Origin of the sequence: Streptomyces sp. NPDC005866, from assembly GCF_040629895.1 — a bacterium.
Lineage (GTDB): Bacteria > Actinomycetota > Actinomycetes > Streptomycetales > Streptomycetaceae > Streptomyces.
In genome coordinates this window covers 118949-135786 of record NZ_JBEXWP010000003.1, presented here as the reverse complement: position 1 = coordinate 135786, position 16838 = coordinate 118949, and the positions used below count along the sequence as shown (strand labels likewise).

Annotated in this window: 17 protein-coding genes; 6 read left to right on the top strand and 11 right to left on the bottom strand. The window is 71.9% G+C overall.

What is annotated here, in order from left to right:
- Positions 1 to 98 precede the first annotated feature (98 nt).
- Positions 99 to 1358 carry a sensor domain-containing protein gene (locus tag ABZ396_RS05360; protein ID WP_358914842.1) on the top strand — a complete coding sequence of 420 codons (1260 nt, stop codon included), beginning with the start codon at positions 99 to 101 and terminating at the stop codon, positions 1356 to 1358.
- A gap of 25 nt (positions 1359 to 1383) precedes the next feature.
- Positions 1384 to 2046: a response regulator transcription factor gene (locus ABZ396_RS05355; RefSeq protein WP_358915193.1), complete on the top strand. Its 663-nt coding sequence runs from the start codon at positions 1384 to 1386 to the stop codon at positions 2044 to 2046.
- Positions 2047 to 2062: 16 nt separating this feature from the next.
- Here the strand turns inward: ABZ396_RS05355 and ABZ396_RS05350 are convergent, their stop codons facing one another.
- The gene (locus ABZ396_RS05350; protein ID WP_358914840.1) at positions 2063 to 3103 is read right to left on the bottom strand and encodes an NlpC/P60 family protein; all 1041 of its coding nucleotides are present in this window, start codon (positions 3101 to 3103) and stop codon (positions 2063 to 2065) included.
- 301 nt (positions 3104 to 3404) lie between these two features.
- Between ABZ396_RS05350 and ABZ396_RS05345 the strand changes: the two genes are divergently transcribed.
- On the top strand, positions 3405 to 4247 hold the full coding sequence (locus ABZ396_RS05345) for an LLM class F420-dependent oxidoreductase (RefSeq protein ID WP_358914838.1): 843 nt from the start codon (positions 3405 to 3407) through the stop codon (positions 4245 to 4247).
- On the opposite strand, the gene ABZ396_RS05340 is transcribed toward ABZ396_RS05345, so the two are convergent.
- The 4 genes from ABZ396_RS05340 to ABZ396_RS05325 all read right to left on the bottom strand — a co-directional run bounded on the left by ABZ396_RS05340 (position 4244) and on the right by ABZ396_RS05325 (position 7890).
- Entirely contained in the window at positions 4244 to 4885 is a 642-nt protein-coding gene (locus ABZ396_RS05340) for a TOPRIM nucleotidyl transferase/hydrolase domain-containing protein (RefSeq protein ID WP_358914836.1), read from the bottom strand. The genes ABZ396_RS05345 and ABZ396_RS05340 overlap by 4 nt on opposite strands.
- A 100-nt stretch (positions 4886 to 4985) precedes the next feature.
- The gene (locus tag ABZ396_RS05335) at positions 4986 to 5756 is read right to left on the bottom strand and encodes an SDR family oxidoreductase (RefSeq protein ID WP_358914834.1); all 771 of its coding nucleotides are present in this window, start codon (positions 5754 to 5756) and stop codon (positions 4986 to 4988) included.
- Positions 5757 to 5792: 36 nt separating this feature from the next.
- Entirely contained in the window at positions 5793 to 7268 is a 1476-nt protein-coding gene (locus tag ABZ396_RS05330; RefSeq protein ID WP_358914832.1) for an RNA polymerase subunit sigma-70, read from the bottom strand.
- 10 nt (positions 7269 to 7278) lie between these two features.
- Positions 7279 to 7890 carry a TetR/AcrR family transcriptional regulator gene (locus ABZ396_RS05325; protein WP_358914830.1) on the bottom strand — a complete coding sequence of 204 codons (612 nt, stop codon included), beginning with the start codon at positions 7888 to 7890 and terminating at the stop codon, positions 7279 to 7281.
- A 138-nt stretch (positions 7891 to 8028) separates the two neighbouring features.
- Here ABZ396_RS05325 and ABZ396_RS05320 point away from each other — a divergent pair, with 138 nt between their 5' ends.
- Both ABZ396_RS05320 and ABZ396_RS05315 read left to right on the top strand, forming a co-directional pair.
- On the top strand, positions 8029 to 9048 hold the full coding sequence (locus ABZ396_RS05320) for an aldo/keto reductase (RefSeq protein ID WP_358914828.1): 1020 nt from the start codon (positions 8029 to 8031) through the stop codon (positions 9046 to 9048).
- A gap of 22 nt (positions 9049 to 9070) precedes the next feature.
- Positions 9071 to 9952 (top strand): LLM class flavin-dependent oxidoreductase, encoded by an 882-nt coding sequence (locus ABZ396_RS05315; protein WP_358914826.1) that lies wholly within the window; start codon positions 9071 to 9073, stop codon positions 9950 to 9952.
- Between the two features lie 25 nt (positions 9953 to 9977).
- On the opposite strand, the gene pip is transcribed toward ABZ396_RS05315, so the two are convergent.
- The 5 genes from pip to ABZ396_RS05290 all read right to left on the bottom strand — a co-directional run bounded on the left by pip (position 9978) and on the right by ABZ396_RS05290 (position 14309).
- The gene (pip, locus tag ABZ396_RS05310) at positions 9978 to 10937 is read right to left on the bottom strand and encodes a prolyl aminopeptidase (RefSeq protein ID WP_358914825.1); all 960 of its coding nucleotides are present in this window, start codon (positions 10935 to 10937) and stop codon (positions 9978 to 9980) included.
- 396 nt (positions 10938 to 11333) lie between these two features.
- Positions 11334 to 11621 (bottom strand): SCO5918 family protein, encoded by a 288-nt coding sequence (locus ABZ396_RS05305; protein ID WP_358914823.1) that lies wholly within the window; start codon positions 11619 to 11621, stop codon positions 11334 to 11336.
- A gap of 220 nt (positions 11622 to 11841) precedes the next feature.
- Complete coding sequence (locus tag ABZ396_RS05300; protein WP_358914821.1) at positions 11842 to 13356, bottom strand: DEAD/DEAH box helicase; 1515 nt, start codon at positions 13354 to 13356, stop codon at positions 11842 to 11844.
- Between the two features lie 178 nt (positions 13357 to 13534).
- Positions 13535 to 13738: a cold-shock protein gene (locus tag ABZ396_RS05295; protein WP_031482971.1), complete on the bottom strand. Its 204-nt coding sequence runs from the start codon at positions 13736 to 13738 to the stop codon at positions 13535 to 13537.
- A gap of 232 nt (positions 13739 to 13970) precedes the next feature.
- Positions 13971 to 14309 carry a helix-turn-helix domain-containing protein gene (locus tag ABZ396_RS05290; RefSeq protein ID WP_358914819.1) on the bottom strand — a complete coding sequence of 113 codons (339 nt, stop codon included), beginning with the start codon at positions 14307 to 14309 and terminating at the stop codon, positions 13971 to 13973.
- A 369-nt stretch (positions 14310 to 14678) separates the two neighbouring features.
- Here ABZ396_RS05290 and ABZ396_RS05285 point away from each other — a divergent pair, with 369 nt between their 5' ends.
- A complete protein-coding gene (locus tag ABZ396_RS05285; RefSeq protein ID WP_358914817.1) occupies positions 14679 to 15509 on the top strand; it encodes an aldo/keto reductase in 831 nt (276 codons plus the stop codon).
- Positions 15510 to 15775: 266 nt separating this feature from the next.
- Here ABZ396_RS05285 and ABZ396_RS05280 read toward each other — a convergent pair whose 3' ends face one another.
- Positions 15776 to 16798, bottom strand: coding sequence for a 2-dehydropantoate 2-reductase (locus tag ABZ396_RS05280; protein ID WP_358914815.1), 1023 nt, complete (start codon positions 16796 to 16798; stop codon positions 15776 to 15778).
- Positions 16799 to 16838 lie beyond the last annotated feature (40 nt).

Here is a 16838-nt window from a genome sequence, read left to right as displayed (position 1 = left end):
CCCGGTCCGAGGTACAGCAGGCTGTACTTTCCGGTCCGGGCGGGCCCGCCGGACTGCCGTACGCCCTAAGGTCTTTGGCGACGACGAAAGGGGGGCCCATGGCCGCCACCAGCGCCCGGGCCGAGGGCGCGCGGACCCTCGCCGCACGGATCCCGCGGACCGCGGGCCGCGCGCTCGGCGAGCTCGTCGGCGGACTCGGTACCGCCGGCCCGGCGCTCGCCCTGCTGCTTCTGCTCGCGGTGACGGCGGTGACCGCACCGCTCGGTGTGGGCCTGCTCCTCGCCCCGCTCACCCTGCGCGCCCTGCACACCCTGGCCGGGCGCGAGCGGAAACGGCTCGGCCGGCACGGTCCCGAGGTCATCGGTCCCGCACCGCCGCCCACCCGGCTGCGGCTCGCCCTGACCGACCCCGTCACCCGGCGTGAGGTGCGCTGGCTGCTGCGGCATGGCACGCTCGGCCTGCTGCTGGGCCTGACCGGCCTCTTTCTGCCGCTCTCCGCGGTACGGGACACGCTCTTCCCGCTGTACTGGCGGTTCTCGCCCGAGGGCATGACCGCCACCTCCTTCGGCTACGGCGTGGCGCACTCCTGGGCGGACGCCTTCGCCGTCTGCGCGTTCGGCGTCGGGTCGACAGCCGTCCTCCTGGGCCTGACCCCCGGCATGGCCCGGCTCCAGGCGGAGCCCGGACGGCGCCTGCTGGCCGCCGGGCCCGACCAGGACCTCTCCTTGCGGGTCGCCGAACTCACCGCCACCCGCGCCGCCGCCCTCGACGCCCACGCCACCGAACTCCGCAGGATCGAGCGGGCGTTGCACGACGGCACCCAGAACCGGCTGGTCTCGGTCACCGTGCTGCTCGGCGCCGCCCGCCGCCAGGTGGCCCGCGATCCGTCCCGCGCCGACGAGATCCTGGAGCGCGCCCAGTCCGCCGCCGAACAGGCGCTGGCCGAACTGCGCACGGTCTCGCGCAGCATCCTGCCGCCGGTTCTGGACGACCGCGGCCTCGCGGGGGCACTGTCGGGACTGGCCGCCGAGTCGCCGGTGCCGTGCCGGATCGACGTCGACGCGCCCGAGCGCTGTGCCGCCTCCGTCGAGGCGACCGCCTACTTCGTCGTCGCCGAAGCCCTCACCAACGTCGCCAAGCACAGCGGCGCCGACCGGGCCACGGTCACCGTCCGGGCCCGCGGCGGACGACTCCAGCTGACCGTCACCGACGACGGCCGGGGCGGCGCCGACGACTCCGGGGGCTCCGGGCTGACCGGCATCCGTCGCCGGGTCGGGGCGCACGACGGCACCCTCCGCCTGACCAGCCCGGCAGGCGGCCCGACCATCCTGGAAGTGGAACTGCCCTGTGGAACCTGACGTCGCGCACAACGCGGACCGCGCCCTGCGGATCGTGATGGCCGAGGACGACCCGCTGCTCCGTGAGGGCCTCGCCCTGCTGCTGCGCGCCGAGGGCCTCGACGTGGCGGCCACCGCCGGAACGGCCGACGACGCCCTGGACGCCATCGACACGCACCGCCCGGACATCGCCATCCTCGACGTCCGGATGCCGCCCACCCACACCGACGAGGGCATCCGCGCGGCCGTCGAGGCCCGGCGCCGCCATCCCGGCCTCGCCGTCGTCGTCCTGTCGGCGTACGTCGAGCAGAGCTTCGCCACCCAACTGCTCACCGGCGGGGTCGGCGGCCTCGGCTACCTGCTCAAGGAAAGGGTGGGCCGGGTCGAGGAGTTCCTCGACGCCCTGCACCGGGTGGCGGACGGCGGCACCGCGATCGACCCCGAGGTCGTCGCCCAGCTCTTCACCCGCTCCCGCCAGGACACCCGCCTGGAACGCCTGAGCCCGCGCGAACGCGACGTACTCGCCCTGATGGCCGAGGGCCTCGGCAACTCCGCGATCGCCGAACGCCTGGTCGTCACCGACGGCGCCGTCCACAAGCACATCCGGAGCATCTTCGCCAAGCTCGACCTGTCCCCGGCAGACCGGGTGGACCGCCGGGTGGCGGCGGTCCTGCACTATCTGGAGGACGCCCGGGCGCGCGCCCGCTGACCGAGCCGCGGGACCGTCAGACGCGGACGCCGAACATGAACGGCCCACCGATGGTGCTCATCGACTCGTAGCGGACGACCGTGCCGGTGCGCGGGGCGTGCAGGATCTGCCCGTTGCCGGCGTACAGGCCCACGTGGTGCAGGTCGTTGAAGAAGAAGACGAGGTCGCCGACCTGGAGACCGGACGTCGAGTAGATCCTGGTGCCGATCGTCGTCTGGGACTCGGAGGTGCGCGGGATGGACACCCCGGCCTGCGCGTAGGCCCAGGAGGTCAGGCCCGAGCAGTCGAAGGAGGAAGGGCCGGTGGCGCCGTAGACGTACGGCGTGCCGAGCCTGGTCCTGGCGGCGGCGAAGGCGGCCGCGGCCCGTCCGGTGGCGGAGGTGTCGTTGCCGAGGTTCACCCGCTCGCCGGCGGAACGGCTGGCGCGGTCCTGCTCGGCGGCCAGCGCGGCCTTCTCGGCGGCGGTGAGACTGTTGAGCAGCTTCTGCGCCTCGGCCAGCTTGGCCTGGACTTCCTTCTTCTTCGCGCCGAGTTCGGTGCGAGTGGCGGCCAGGTCCTTGAGCTTGGCGGTGGCCTCCGCCCGCTCCTGCGCCAGCTCGCGCTGCTTGGCCTGGATCTTCTTCAGCGTCTCGACCTGCTGGCCGCTCAGCTGGTCCAGCGTGGCCGCCTTGTCCAGGTAGTCGTCCGGGTCGGCGGAGAGGAACAGCTGGAGGGACGGGTCGAGCCCGCCGCTGCGGTACTGGGCGGTGGCCATGCTGCCGATGCCGTCCCGCAGTCGGTTCAGCTCCTCCTGACCGCGTGCCACCGAGTCCTGCAGCGCGGATATCTCCTTCTGGAGCTTGTCCTGCTTCTCCTTGGCCCCGTTGAACCTCTCGGTGGCCTGCTCGGCCTCCTGGTACAGCTTGTCCACCCGGGACTTGACCTCGCCCTTGCTCGGCTTCTCGCTGGGCGCGGCGTTGGCCGCCTGCGAGGAGAGGGCCACGGCAGCAGCGGCGGCGGTGGTCAGCACGGTGACCCGAGCACGGCTCGGCTGCTTGGGACGACGGTGGAACGCCACGGAGGCGATCTCCTTCCGAGCAAGGGGTCGAGCGAAGGATCAAGCGGTGGTGTGCGCCCCAGACATTAATGACTATCTTACGATCAGTTCAAATCTCGGCATGGCAAGTTTCCGGACATCGGCCGCACAACCGCTCCGCCGGCAACGGCGGCTGACACCCCGTAGTACGGACGGCCGGTCCCGGAGGTTCACCGAAAACCCGTGATGGCCGGTGGTGATCGGTGCTTGGGCGGGTGACTGTTCCGACGGCGACCGGAATGGCGGTCACCGGCCCCCGGTTGTGGCTGATATGAACGAGACCATGGAGAAGATCGACCTGGGTGCCATCGGTGTGTGGCGCCAGGAGACCGAGCCCGACCTCGCCGTCGAGCTGGAACGCCTGGGCTACGGCACGCTGTGGCTCGGCAACGTGACCGACCCGGATCTGGCCCTGGCCGAGCGGCTGCTCGACGCCACCGAGACCCTGGTCGTCGCCACCGGCATCGTGAACATCTGGTCCAACCCGGCCGACCGGGTCGCCCGTTCGTACCGCCGTATCGCCGAGCGCCACGCGGACCGCTTCCTCCTGGGCATCGGCGCGGGCCACCCGGAGGTCACCAAGGAGTTCGTACGGCCGTACCAGGCCCTGAACAACTACCTGGACGTTCTCGACGAGGGCGGCGTCCCGGTGGCGCGCCGCGCCCTGGCGGCCCTGGGCCCCCGGGTACTGCGCCTGGCCCGCGACCGCGCGGCGGCCGCGCACCCCTACCTCGTCACCCCGGACCACACCCGCCAGGCACGCGAGATCCTCGGCACCGGAACGATCCTGGCCCCCGAGCAGAAGGTGATCCTGGAGACGGACCGTTCCCGGGCCCGCGCCATCGGCGACACCACCCTGGGCTTCTACCTGAACCTGAGCAACTACCTCAGCAACCTGCGCCGCCTGGGCTTCGACGACACCGACTTCGCGGACGGCGGCAGCGACCGCCTCTTCGACGCGCTGATCCTGCACGGCGAGACCGCCCGGGTGGTGGAGGGCATCCGCGCACACCACGAGGCGGGCGCCGACCATGTGGCGCTCCAACTGCTGCATCCCACGGGCAGCGACCCGCTGCCGGGGTACCGGACACTGGCGGAGGCGCTGGGCCTGGGGCCGGTGCGCTAGGAGGTCTCGCGCCTCTCCGTCAAAAGGCCGCCGAGCAGACCGTCGAGCGGTGCGGGCACGCGGTCGGGCTCCAGGGCCTCGACGAGAACCCGGCCGTAATGGATCTTCCGCCCCTTCTTCGTGCCGAGGAAGCGGCGCAGTTGCTGCTGTGCGGTGCGGCCCTGCTGGGCGGGCTGGTTCAGGAAGGTGAGCAGGGGGCGCTCGTCGCCCTCGGCCCGGATGAGCTCCGTGACCCGGGGTGGACCGAGGGCGCGGACGAGTTCGTCCTCGAGGTCGGCGGCGCAGACGAAGAACCCGTGTGGTGCGGCACCGGCCCGCTCCAGGCCGCGGGCGTAGTAGGGACGCTCCCGCTCGTCGCACAGCCCGGTCAGCCGCAGGCCCAGGCCGGGCGGTCCGAGAAGGCGGGCATAGCGCCCGACGTTCATCGCACCGCCCATCGACAGCACGCACACCCCCTCGGCCGCCAGATCCCGCCCGCGCCGCGCGGCCAGCGCATCCACCGCGGCTACATCACTGGGCCCTTCGAGCAGCACGGCGACCCGCACGCCCAGCCGACCGGCCAGCGCCCGGGCAGGGCCCTCGGCCCCACCACTCGCCCACCCGGCGACCGCCTCCCGGAACGCCCCGATGTCCGCCATGGCACGAGTCTCCGCCCCGGTCGGGCGCCGACGCCAGGGAATATCCGCCGCCGGTGAGGACTGCACGGGCCGCCGGTGAGGACTGCACGGGCCGCCGGCGTCAGCTCGGGAACATCCCGGCGGTCGCGTTGACCCATGTGCCCGTGAGGACGACCCCGGCGTCCGAGGCGAGGTACGCCGCCAGCGCCGCGATGTCCGCGATACGCGGGGAGCGCTTCGTCATCCGCAGCGAGTCCAGTTGGGCGCGGATGCCGTCCACCGCCGCCTCGTCCATCGCCGGGGCGCCTGCCGCGCTCAGCTTCTCCGGGGTGAGGGTGTCGGTGACCCCGGCGGTCCAGATCCCGCAGACACGGACGCCGGACGGGCCGACCTCCTGGGCGAGTTGACGGATCAGCGCGTCGATCGCGCCGTCGGCGGCGCCGGTACCGCCGAGCATCGGGGTGCCGTTGTGGGAACCGCTGTTCAGGGCGAGGATCACGCCCGAACCCTGCGCGGCCATCCGGCGGGCGGCCGCCCGGGCGGTGATGAACTGGCAGGCGATGCCCCGCGCCACCGGCCGGGTGTAGTCCTCGACCGACATCTCGGTCAGCGGGACGCCCTGGAGGTCCCCGCGCGGTACGAGGTTGAGGGAGACGTCGATCCGGCCCGCCCGCTCGACCACCGACGACGCGTGCGCCTCCACGGCGGCCTCGTCCTCGGCGTCGACCACGTCGTACTCGGCACCGGTCGTCGCGGCGACCTCCCGCAGGGTGGCCTCCGTACGCCCGACGAGGAACACCCGCGCCCCGGCCTGCGCGTACTCCCGCGCGACTCCCGCACCGAGGGCACCGGCCCCGCCGTACACGACCGCGACCTTGTCCTTCAGCAGCATGACTCTTCAACTCCGTTCGGCTTCGTGAACGCCTTGTCACCGAGTAGGACGCACGGGCCCGCCGAACTCATCGCTCTCGTCGCTCTCGTCGCTCTCATCGCTCTCACCGCTCTCATCGATCGGGTCGATTCCGAGAGCCATCGGCAGTCCGAAGGCCGGGAACAGGTGGGGCTCGAAGGTGGTGATCTCGGCGATCCGGCCGTCCTCGATCCGCAGTACGTCGATGAGCTGGGCCCGGAAGACACTGGTCCCGGGGCGTTGCAGGTAACCGGCCACGGCCGGCTGGCCGTTGGCACGTACGGGCAGGTGGCGCCAGTGGCCGGCGAACATCGGGGACGCCGGGTCGAGGTTGGGACGGACGAAGGCGAAGAGCGCGTCGCGGGAGGTGAACCAGAAGGGGTTCGGGGGCATGGTGAGCACCGCGTCCTCGCGGACGAGGTCGACCATGGCGTCGATGTCGGCCCGGGCGGCGGCGTCCATGTAGCGCTGGAGCAGGGCGAGGTCCGCGGTGCTGGGGGTGGGGGACCCGGCCTTGGCCGACCAGTCCTCCCTGTGCCCCGGCAACGCCTCGCGTAGCGCCGAACGGCCGCGCTGCACCGCGCTGTTGGCCGAGGCCACGCTCGCGCCCAGCAGGTCGGCGGTCTCCTGTGCCGACCAGCCGGCGACATCGCGCAGGATCACCGCGGCCCGCTGGCGGGGCGGGAGGTGCTGGATGGCAGTGAGGAAGACCAGTTCAAGGGTCTCGCCGGCCACGGCCTGTTCGTCGGGCTCGTGCTGCGGCGCGGCCGTCTCGGGCAACTGGTCGTCGGGGAACGGCTGCAGCCAGGGCATCCGGGGAGGCGGCGGCCCGTCGCCCGAGTCCATGCCGGGCAGCGGTTCGTAGGGGACCGGGCGCCGGTTGTGCCTGCGCAGGAAGTCCAGGCACAGGTTGGTGGCGATCCGGTACAGCCAGGCGCGGGTGTTGCCGACGCCGTCCAGGGTCTCCTTGGCCCGCCAGGCGCGCAGGAACGTCTCCTGGGTGAGGTCCTCGGCCTCGTCGTACGACCCGAGCAGCCGGTAGCAGTGCACGCGCAGCTGCCGCCGGTGCCCCTCGACGAGCGCGGTGAATCCGGCGTCGCCCGATTTCGTCACGGCGGCGGGGGTGACGTTTCGCGGGGTGGGGGGCGTGACGTATTGGGGGTCGGCGGGTGGGACGTTCTGTGGTGCGGCGGCGGGCGGGACGGCGTTCGCCTCGCGCTCCTGTCCTGCCTGCCGGGCGAGGCGCCGCAGTTGTGCGAAGCGGGTCGTGAGTCCCTCGACGTCGGCGTGGAACGCGGTCCCGGGCGCCAGCCGCACCCGCCCCAGCCGGTCCCCGAGGTCGGAGAGCAGCTCCCTGGCCGGTGGCAGGCCGACCGCCCGCCGCCGCTCCCGGTAGGCCCGCTGGCGGCAGGCCTGTGAGCAGTACGACGCGGTACGGCCGGGGCCGCCGCCGCTCTCGATCGGGTTGCCGCAGACCTCGCAGCTGCCTCTCATGCCCGGCACCTCATGTCCGGCCCAGCCCCTTGACGAGAAGGGCGACCAGACGGCGGGCGTCGTAGCCGGGGTCGTGGTCCGCGCCGATGCAGAGGTTGCCGACGCCGTGCATCAGGTCGAGGGCGGCCAGGTCGGTGTGGATCTCGCCGGACTCGGTCGCCGCGTCCAGGAGCTGGGAGCAGACGGGGACCAGGCGGTCCAGGAAGTAGCCGTGGAGGGTGTCGAAGCCCGCCTGGTCGGAGCGCAGGGCGGCGGCGAGGCCGTGCTTGGTGACCAGGAAGTCCACGAAGAGGTCGATCCACTGGCGCAGCGCGTCGTACGGGCTCGGGGCGGTGGCCAGCAGGGCGGGCCCGGCCTCCGCGCAGGCCTCCACCTGGTGCCGGTAGACGGCGATGATCAGGTCCGCGCGGGTCGGGAAGTGCCGGTAGATCGTCGCCGTGCCGACGCCCGCCCGGGCCGCGATGTCGCGTACCGGCGCCTCCACGCCCGACGCCACGAACGCCGCCGCGGCCGCTTCCAGCAGGGTCATCTCGTTGCGCCGGGCGTCCGCCCGCCGGGGCCGGGCCGCGGCCCGCTCCTTGTCCGCCGGCCGGGGCCGGGCCGCCTGCTCCTCGTCCTTCATGTCGCGTCCTTCATCGTGTGCTCCGTCCCGCGTCACCCTATCGGGGCGTTGCTAAGCGGGACATCGTTCCGTATGGTCGAAGACACGAAACGGGACACCGTCCCGCTTGTCTGTGTGTTCATGTGAGGGGACTCAGTCATGCAGTACCGCACTTTGGGCCGTACCGGTGTGCAGGTCAGCGCGCTCGCGCTCGGCGCGATGAACTTCGGCGCGATCGCGCGCACCACGCAGGAGGAGGCGACCGCGATCGTCGACGCCGCCCTGGACGCCGGGATCAACCTGATCGACACCGCCGACATGTACGGCGAGGGAGAGTCGGAGGAGATGGTCGGCAAGGCGATCGCCGGCCGCCGTGACGACATCGTGCTGGCCACGAAGGCGGGCATGCCGATGGGCGAGGAACGCAATCACCGCGGCGGTTCACGGCGGTGGCTGGTCACCGAGCTGGAGAACAGCCTGCGCCGGCTCGGTGTCGACCATGTGGACCTCTATCAGATACACCGCTGGGACCCGGCCACGAGTGACGAGGAGACCCTGTCTGCGCTGACCGATCTGCAACGCGCGGGGAAGATCCGCTACTTCGGTTCCTCGACCTTCCCGGCGTACCGGATCGTGCAGGGCCAATGGGCGGCGCGCGAGCACCACTTGAGCCGGTATGTCACCGAACAGCCCAGCTACTCCATCCTCCAGCGCGGCATCGAGTCCCATGTGCTGCCGGTGACCGAGGAGTACGGGATGGGCGTGCTGGTGTGGAGCCCGCTGGCCTCGGGATGGCTGTCGGGTGCCGTGCGCAAGGGCCGGGACATCACCACCAGCCGGTCCCTGCTCGCTCCTGACCGCTTCGACCTCACCGTGCCCGCCAACCAGGCCCGGCTCGAAGCCGTGGAGCAGCTGGCCGCCGTCGCCGAGGAGGCCGGACTGACCCTGATCCAGCTCGCGCTCGGCTTCGTCACCGCGCACCCCGCCGTCACCAGCGCCCTCATCGGCCCCCGCACCCAGGACCATCTGCGCTCCCAGTTCGCCGCAGCCGACACCGTGCTTTCCGCCGACGTCCTCGACGCGATCGACGCGATCGTCGCCCCCGGCACCGACCTGGCCGCCCACGAGAAGTACGACACGCCGCCCGCCCTGCTCGACCCGGCACTGCGCCGCCGCTGACCGGCGGCAGAGAGGCCACTCCATGGCATCCACGCCTACGACCCCACCCCGTTTCGGGATCATGACCGCTCCCATGCAGGTGTCGTACGACGACGTCCTGCGGGTCTGGCAGGAGGCGGACGCGATCCCCCGGATCGAGCACGCCTGGCTGTTCGACCACCTCATGCCGATCGGCGGCGATCCCGACGGACCGATCTACGAGGGCTGGACGCTGCTCTCCGCCCTGGCCGCCCGGACGCGACGCCTGCGCCTCGGCCTCCTGGTGACCAGCAACCGTTTCCGGCCACCCGCCATACTGGCGAAGATCGCCACGACCGTAGACGTCGTCTCCGGTGGCCGGCTCGACTTCGGGATCGGCGTCGGCTCACGGCCGCACCCGCCCGAGGCCCGCCGCGAGTATCCGGCGTACGGCCTGCCCTTCATCCCTCCCGCGCAGGCCGTCGAGAGCCTCGCCGAGGCCTGCGCCCTGATCCGCCGCCTGTGGACGGCCACCGAACCCTTCGACTTCCACGGCACCCACCACCAGCTCACCGGCGCCTTCGTCAACCCCAAACCCGTTCAGCGCCCCCACCCTCCGATCCTGATCGGCGGCCGCTCGGCAGCGACCCTCCGGGTGGCCGCCGAACACGCCGACCTCTGGAACATCCCGGGCGGCGACATCGCGGACTGCGTCCGCCGCAGCGCCCTCCTGGACCGCTACTGCGCGGAGATCGGCCGCGACCCCGCCGAGATCACCCGCTCCATACATCTCTCCGTCTCCTACGCCGGCCCGGAGACGACCCGCGCCGCGATCGCCGAGGCGCTGAACGCCGGTTTCCGGCACATCGTCCTGGGCCTGCCGGCGCCCTATCCGGAGGGAGTCGCGCACTGGGTGGCAGACGAACTCATCAGCAAGGAGGCCTGACCCAACAGGCAAGGCGGCCTCACCCTCACCTCTCGCCGAACCGCGCGATCGCCGTCTGGACCGCCTCGTGCATCGCGGGACTGCCGGTGTGGCCCGAGTCGTCGATCACCTTCAGTTCCGCGTCCGGCCAGGCCCTGGCAAGTTCCCACGCGGTTTTCAGCGGACTGCCCAGGTCGAGCCGGCCGTGGATCAGCACCCCTGGGATCCCGGTCAGCCGGTCGGCGTCCCGCAGCAGTTGGCCGTCCTCCAGCCAGGCGTCATGGGCGAAGTAGTGGGCGCAGATCCGGACGAAGGCCATCAGGGAGTCGTCGGGCCGGTCGCTGTAGGCGCCGGGGCTGCCCAGTACCTCGTGGGCGATGACGGCGTCCTCCCAGGTGCACCAGGCACGGGCTGCCGTGACCCGGATCGCGTCGTCCGGACTGCTCAGCAACCTGTTGTAGGCGGTGACGAGGTTGCCGGCGCGGTCCGCGGCGGGCAGGGCGTCACGGAAGGCCTCCCAGGGGCCTGGCAGCAGGCGGCCGACGCCGTGGTACAGCCAGTCGGTCTCCTCCGGGCGGGTCATCGTGACACCGGCGATGACGATCTCGGAGACCCGCTCCGGGTGGCGTTCGGCGTAGGCGAGGACGAGCGTGGAGCCCCAGGAGCCGCCGTAGAGGAGCCAGCGTTCGATGCCGAGGTGTTCGCGCAGCCGCTCCATGTCGGAGATGAGGTGATCGGTGGTGTTGTGGGCGAGGCTGACGGCAGGGTCGGAGGCGTGCGGCCGGCTTTCACCGCAGCCGCGCTGATCGAACAGGACGATCCGGTAGACCTCGGGGTCGAACAGTCCGCGGCTGTGGCGGCGCCCGCCGCTGCCGGGCCCGCCGTGCACGCACAGGGCGGGCTTTCCCGCCGGGTTCCCGCTGGTCTCCCAGTAGATCCGCTGGCCGTCACCGGCACCGAGGAGCCCGTGGGCGTACGGCTCGATGGTCGGGAACTGCTCGGGCATGGTGATCTCCGCTCCAAGGCTGCTGGGAACACGTCTCGACAGTCAGGACAAGAGGAGCAGAAGAGAAGGAAGGAAGAGAAGAGGGAGACGCCAGGTCAAGGTGCCGCGAGCGGTGTCGGCGTCGGCGGGCATGCCCTGGCGACCGCTAGCCGGGCGTACCTATCGGCCGCTCGCCTGGCACGCCATACCGGTTGTCGCCGGGCAGCCACACGGCGACAACCGGCTGAGCGGGCCATACCGGCCTCGTGCGGTGTGCGGCCGGTGTGCGGCTCGTGGCTGAACCGCCGGCCGCCCCTACCGGGCGCGGTTCGCTGTCCGGCCCGCTCATGAGCCGGGTGCCACATCTCCGGCTTTCCAACCCGCGAACCGCCCAGTACCGCGGTCGCCTGGCAGGCGTCACCAGCCGAGGGCGTCCTCGTCGGCTCGCGCCTCCCGGGGCGGTGTGACCGGGAGGGCGTCATGACAGGTGAAGCCGAGCCGGGTCAGTGCCCGGCGCATTTCAAGCGTGGTGAAGTCACGGCGGTTCTGCCGGGTGATCACTTCCCCGACCTGCATCACCGGGTAGGCGCGGCCGTCGATGGTCACGGCCACGCCGGTGACGGGCTCGGGCGTGTGGCTGCTCATCGACTGCTCGACCTCGCTCTTGGTCAGGTCGAAGGGGAAACGGGCGATGACAACGCGCATGGATGCCTCCTCAGGGGGCGACCGCGGGGCGCGGCCGGACGGGGGTCGGACGGCGGTCAGGGGTGAGGGCGAGAACGCCCGGGGTGTATCCGTGTTCGACGATCACGGGGGACACGTCCGGGGTGCGGTCCAGCGTCGGGGCGGACGGCACGGGCGTCGGCTCGGCCTGTCCGCCGGGAGCGCATCCCCGTGCTCCGGCGGTGAGTCGGTCCTCCTTCGGCTACGAGTCGGCCCTCGAGGCGGTACGACGTGCTCGGGCGGTGGACCGGCCCCCGCGACCGCGGCCGCGGCCGGCGGATCGGGTGCCCTCGCGTCGTTCCTCGGCCGGTGGGGCGAGGGTGACGGGCACGCCCGAGGGGGTCCGGGCGCCGGTGATGCGATGCAGCTCGGCCTCACCGGGCCGGACCTGGACGGCACGCGCGGTGACCCCGGCGTCCGTCATCAGCCGGTCCACGGCCCGCCGCTGGTGCGGGAGGACGAGGGTGACGACGGTGCCGGTCTCGCCGGCGCGGGCGGTACGGCCGCCGCGGTGCAGGTAGTCCTTGTGGTCGGCGGGCGGGTCGACGTTGACGACGAGGTCGAGGCCGTCGACGTGGATGCCGCGGGCGGCGACGTTGGTGGCCACGAGGACGGAGACATGGCCGTCCTTGAACTGGGCGAGCGTCCGGGTGCGCTGCGACTGGGACTTGCCGCCGTGCAGGGCCGAGGCCCGCACACCGACGGCGAGCAGCCGCTTGGCGAGCCGGTCCACCGCGTGCTTGGTGTCCAGGAACATCAGCACGCGTCCGTCACGGGCGGCGATCTCGGTCGCGGCGGTCTCCTTGTCGGTGTCACGCACATGGAGCAGATGGTGCTCCATGGTGGTGACCGCACCCGCGGACGGGTCGACCGAGTGCACGACGGGGTCGTGGAGGTAGCGGCGCACCAGAAGGTCGATGTTCCGGTCCAGGGTGGCCGAGAACAGCAACCGCTGGCCGCCGGCGGGGACTTGGTCGAGCAGCGCGGTCACCTGCGGCATGAAGCCCATGTCGGCCATCTGGTCGGCCTCGTCCAGGACGGTGACGTTGACCTGGTCCACCTGGCAGGCGCCTCGCTCGATGAGGTCCCGGAGGCGGCCGGGTGTCGCGACCACGACTTCGGCGCCGGCGCGCAGATCGCTGACCTGACGGCCGATCGACATGCCGCCCACCACGGTGGCGAGCCGCAGCCGCAGGGCGCGGGCGTAGGGGGTGAGCGCGTCGGTGACCTGCTGGGCCAGTTCCCGGGTGGGGACGAGGACGAGCGCGAGCGGCTGCCGGGGCTGGGCCCGCTGCCCGTCCAGGCGGGCCAGCAGCGGCAGGCCGAAGGCGAGCGTCTTACCCGAGCCCGTGCGGCCCCGGCCCAGGACGTCCCGGCCGGCCAGCGCGTTCGGCAGGGTGGCCGCCTGGATGGGGAAGGGGACGGTCACACCTTCGGTGCGAAGGGCGGCCAGCAGCCCTTCGGGCATGTCCAGTTCGGCGAACGTCTCGACGGCGGGCAGCGGTTCGGTGAGGGTGACCGGCAGGGCGAACTCCTGCGGGCGCGGGGCGGACCGGGGGGCTTGACCGTTCTTCCGTCCGGTGCCCGTACGGGGGCCCTGGTGGCCCGATCCCTGCGGGCGGAAGCGGCCGCCGGGGGTGGAGCCTGCCGAGCGCGCGGTGGTTCGGTCCGTTCGGTGACGGCCGGAACTACCGCCGGTGCGGCGGGTGCGGTTCATGAAGGAACCTTCCTCGATGCGGCGCATCGAGGAATCCCGGCTGGCGGCAGGTGACCGCGCGAGGAATCACAAGACGAGCCGGAGAAAAAAGAGAAAAAGCTGGGGCCCGCACCCCAAGAGCGCGGGCCCCAGCCTCAAAACGCACGAGCCCGTGGGCTCGCAACGGTTCGCGTCAGCGTCAGGCGGGAACGATGTTCTCGGCCTGCGGGCCCTTCTGGCCCTGCGTGACGTCGAAGGTCACCTTCTGGCCTTCCTGAAGCTCGCGGAAGCCCTGGGTGGCGATGTTCGAGTAGTGGGCGAACACGTCCGGGCCGCCACCCTCCTGCTCGATGAAGCCGAAGCCCTTTTCCGCGTTGAACCACTTCACGGTGCCAGATGCCATATTGAATCTCCCTTGGGGGGCAGTGCCGGACTCCGCACTTTACGAAGCCGAGTCGCCGCGATGATCACCCCTCCGGAAAGATCCGGAAAGCTTTACAAAGAAAAAAATTCTCTGGCAACCAAAACTGCAACTGCTAGCACGCTAACACAGGTCACCTCTAAGCGGCCATGTGTTTTCGGGCCCGCACTGGAATTCTAGTCCCGTCGCTGTCCCCATTTCTGTGCTGACGGGACTAGGTATTCGTGCCGCACCCGTCGAGCTTCCGGCGCATTGCCCGGCTCAGCCGGAGGGCGTCCTCAAGCTGGTTCTCCAGGGAGATGATCCGGCACGCGGCCTCCACGGGGGTGCCCTGGTCGACCAGCTCCCGGGCGCGCGCGACGACGCGCAGCTGACGGCGGGAGTACCGCCGGTGACCGCCTTCCGAACGCAGGGGAACGATAAGCCCGGTATCGCCGACGGCCCGGAGGAAGGCGGGGGTGGTGCCGAGAACGGCGGCGGCCCGTCCCATGGTGTAGGCGGGGTAGTCGTCATCGTCGAGGTTGCCGGCGACAGGGGCGTTCTCAGCGGGCATGACACCTTCGTTTCGGGGGCGCGGCGAGGGACCGGGCGGGCCTGGCACCGGTCTTGAAGGATTCGGCACCATCCGCGTCGCACGGCAACCCTAACGTCGACAGCCACGGAGATGTGGCTTCGCCGGGACAGATTTCCCTTCGTGGGCGCGGTGCGAAAGCGTGGGTCAGACCGGGGCCGGTGCTGCTCGCCGCGTCAGCGCCGAAGTGCCGGCGACGCGCCCACCGGCGAGTCCGCGACGGCGAGTCCGCGCGGCGGTGGGTTCGCGCGCGTCAGCCGGTCGACGAGTTCGGCGGTGCTGAGCTGCGTTCCAGCGCCGTCTCGATGTCGCTGGTGGCACCCCGCGGGGTACTGCCGGATGCTGGTGGTCATGAACCCCAATGAGGACACAGCCGGTGGTGGCGTGCGCCCGCTGGCGGACGGAAACCGGATCCCGGTGCTTGGCCTCGGCGTCTGGCAGGTGCCCGACGGGCGCGTGTGCGTCGACGCCGTGCGCTGGGCGCTCGACGCCGGCTACCGGCACATCGACACGGCTCAGGCGTACGGCAATGAGGAGAGCGTCGGCCGTGCCCTCCGCGACAGCGGCGTACCACGCGACGAGGTGTTCGTCACCACGAAGTTCCATCCGCGGGGCAACGATCCGGTCGGCCAGGCGGAGAACAGCCTTCGGCGCCTCGGCCTGGAACAGGTCGACCTCTATCTGGTGCACTGGCCCGAGGGCGGCGCCACCCGCGCCTGGGCCGGGATGGAACGCGCCCTGGAGCTGGGCCTGACCCGCTCCATCGGGGTCTCCAACTACAGCGTGGCCGAACTGGAAGCGGTGATGGCCGCCGGCACCGTTCCGCCGGTCGTCAACCAGGTCCTGTTGAACCCGCGGAACCACCGGCGCGCGCTGCTGGACGCCTGCGCCCGGTTCGACGTCGCCGTCGAGGCCTACAGTCCACTGGGCACCGGCCGGTACGTCGGCGACCCCACCGTGGCCGGGATCGCCCGTCGCACCGGCCGGACACCGGCACAGGTGCTGCTGCGCTGGGGCCTCCAACACGGATTCGTCGTCATCGCCAAGTCGACCCACCGCGAGCGTATCCACGAGAACGCGCAGATCTTCGACTTCGCCCTGTCGGACGAGGACATGGCCGAACTCGACGCGCTCGACCAGACCGGCGGCACCGACCGCGCACTGGAATCCAAGTGGTGGTAGCGCCGGTCACCAGCCTGACCGGTCCGGGTTACTCCGTGAGGAACCCGGTGTAGCGGAGCAGACCGGGGGGCCAGGCGGTGGCCGTTCCGGCGGGCGACGGACGTCCACATGTCATGCAGGAGCTCGTCCGGGACGGGTCGGGCCAGGACGCCGCGCAGACCGGCGGTGAACCTCTTCTCGTCGGTGAGCCGGGCCAGCAGCGGGCCGACCCGGCTGTGCAGGAGACGCTGGAACGGGATCGGGCGATCGAGGGTCTCCCACACCGTTCATCGGGCCGCGCACAGCTCGGCGTACAGCTCGGGGCCCGGCCAGGTGCGCGGCGTGGCCTCCGCCTCACGCACCAGGTCGGCCAGACGTGCGTTCGCTGGGGCCCGCTGTCCCTGCGCGGTGGCGAGGGCGACGATCTCGCCCTGGAGGGAGTCGATCTCCGTGGGCCGGCCGCGTCGCAGGTCCTCCCACATCGAGGAGCGTGCGTGGGCGTCGATCCGGAGGCTCGCCCCCGCAAGCCGGCGGAAGAGGCCGTCGGGCAGTCCCAGGACGTACGGGGTGACGGCGGGTGCGGTCGGGCCGAGGCGGGCGGGGGTGACCCCGGCGGCGCGGTAGGCGGCCAGGGCCTCGCGCTGGCACAGGGCGAGGCAGCGGCGGTAGGCACGCCCACCGAGCTGGTCGCGCAACGGCAGCCCGGAGAGAGCGTTGATCGCGTTGTTGAGGTTCATCAGCAGCTTGGCGTGCTGCACCTCGGACATGTCGGTACGGGCCTCGATGGCCAGGTGTGCTTCGCGGAAGGCGGCGACGAGCCTGTCGTCCGGCTCCGTCATGAGCCGGCCCGGCATGCCCTGGTGGACGGTGCCCGGCTCTGACTGCACCACGTTGTAGGGCACCATCCCGGCCAGCACGGTGTGACCGGGGAGCGCGGTGCGCAGGGTGGCGGGGTTGCGCAGCCCGTTCTGGAAGCTCACCACGACCGCGCCGGGGGCGAGATGAGCGGCGAGGTCCTTGGCGGCGGCCGCGGTACCGGCGCTCTTCACGGTGACCAGCACATAGTCGGCGCCGGCCGCGGCCTCCGGGCCGGTGGCCAACGTCAGCTGCCCCGGCGTGAGTTGGACGGGCGGACGGACGGAGGTGCTGAGGGTGAGCCCCCGCTCGCGCAGCACGTCCATGGCGGCGGCCCGGCCGATGAGCACCACGTCGTACCCGGCGGCGAGGAGATGGCCGCCGAGATGACAGCCGATGGTGCCGGCACCGAGCACGGCGAAGCGGGGCTTGGACATGGGGGGCACGGAGGGCATGGGTGGCTCCTGCGGAAGACTCACGGTCAACCGTACTCAC

Coding starts and splice junctions, on each gene's coding strand:
- ABZ396_RS05285 (WP_358914817.1), top strand. CDS start 14,679: ATGAACCCCAATGAGGACACAGCCGGTGGTGGCGTGCGCCCGCTGGCG.
- ABZ396_RS05280 (WP_358914815.1), bottom strand. CDS start 16,798: ATGCCCTCCGTGCCCCCCATGTCCAAGCCCCGCTTCGCCGTGCTCGGT.
- ABZ396_RS05290 (WP_358914819.1), bottom strand. CDS start 14,309: ATGCCCGCTGAGAACGCCCCTGTCGCCGGCAACCTCGACGATGACGAC.
- ABZ396_RS05325 (WP_358914830.1), bottom strand. CDS start 7,890: ATGAAGGACGAGGAGCAGGCGGCCCGGCCCCGGCCGGCGGACAAGGAG.
- ABZ396_RS05330 (WP_358914832.1), bottom strand. CDS start 7,268: ATGAGAGGCAGCTGCGAGGTCTGCGGCAACCCGATCGAGAGCGGCGGC.
- ABZ396_RS05320 (WP_358914828.1), top strand. CDS start 8,029: ATGCAGTACCGCACTTTGGGCCGTACCGGTGTGCAGGTCAGCGCGCTC.
- pip (WP_358914825.1), bottom strand. CDS start 10,937: ATGCCCGAGCAGTTCCCGACCATCGAGCCGTACGCCCACGGGCTCCTC.
- ABZ396_RS05300 (WP_358914821.1), bottom strand. CDS start 13,356: ATGAACCGCACCCGCCGCACCGGCGGTAGTTCCGGCCGTCACCGAACG.
- ABZ396_RS05315 (WP_358914826.1), top strand. CDS start 9,071: ATGGCATCCACGCCTACGACCCCACCCCGTTTCGGGATCATGACCGCT.
- ABZ396_RS05335 (WP_358914834.1), bottom strand. CDS start 5,756: ATGCTGCTGAAGGACAAGGTCGCGGTCGTGTACGGCGGGGCCGGTGCC.
- ABZ396_RS05345 (WP_358914838.1), top strand. CDS start 3,405: ATGGAGAAGATCGACCTGGGTGCCATCGGTGTGTGGCGCCAGGAGACC.
- ABZ396_RS05305 (WP_358914823.1), bottom strand. CDS start 11,621: ATGCGCGTTGTCATCGCCCGTTTCCCCTTCGACCTGACCAAGAGCGAG.
- ABZ396_RS05295 (WP_031482971.1), bottom strand. CDS start 13,738: ATGGCATCTGGCACCGTGAAGTGGTTCAACGCGGAAAAGGGCTTCGGC.
- ABZ396_RS05340 (WP_358914836.1), bottom strand. CDS start 4,885: ATGGCGGACATCGGGGCGTTCCGGGAGGCGGTCGCCGGGTGGGCGAGT.
- ABZ396_RS05360 (WP_358914842.1), top strand. CDS start 99: ATGGCCGCCACCAGCGCCCGGGCCGAGGGCGCGCGGACCCTCGCCGCA.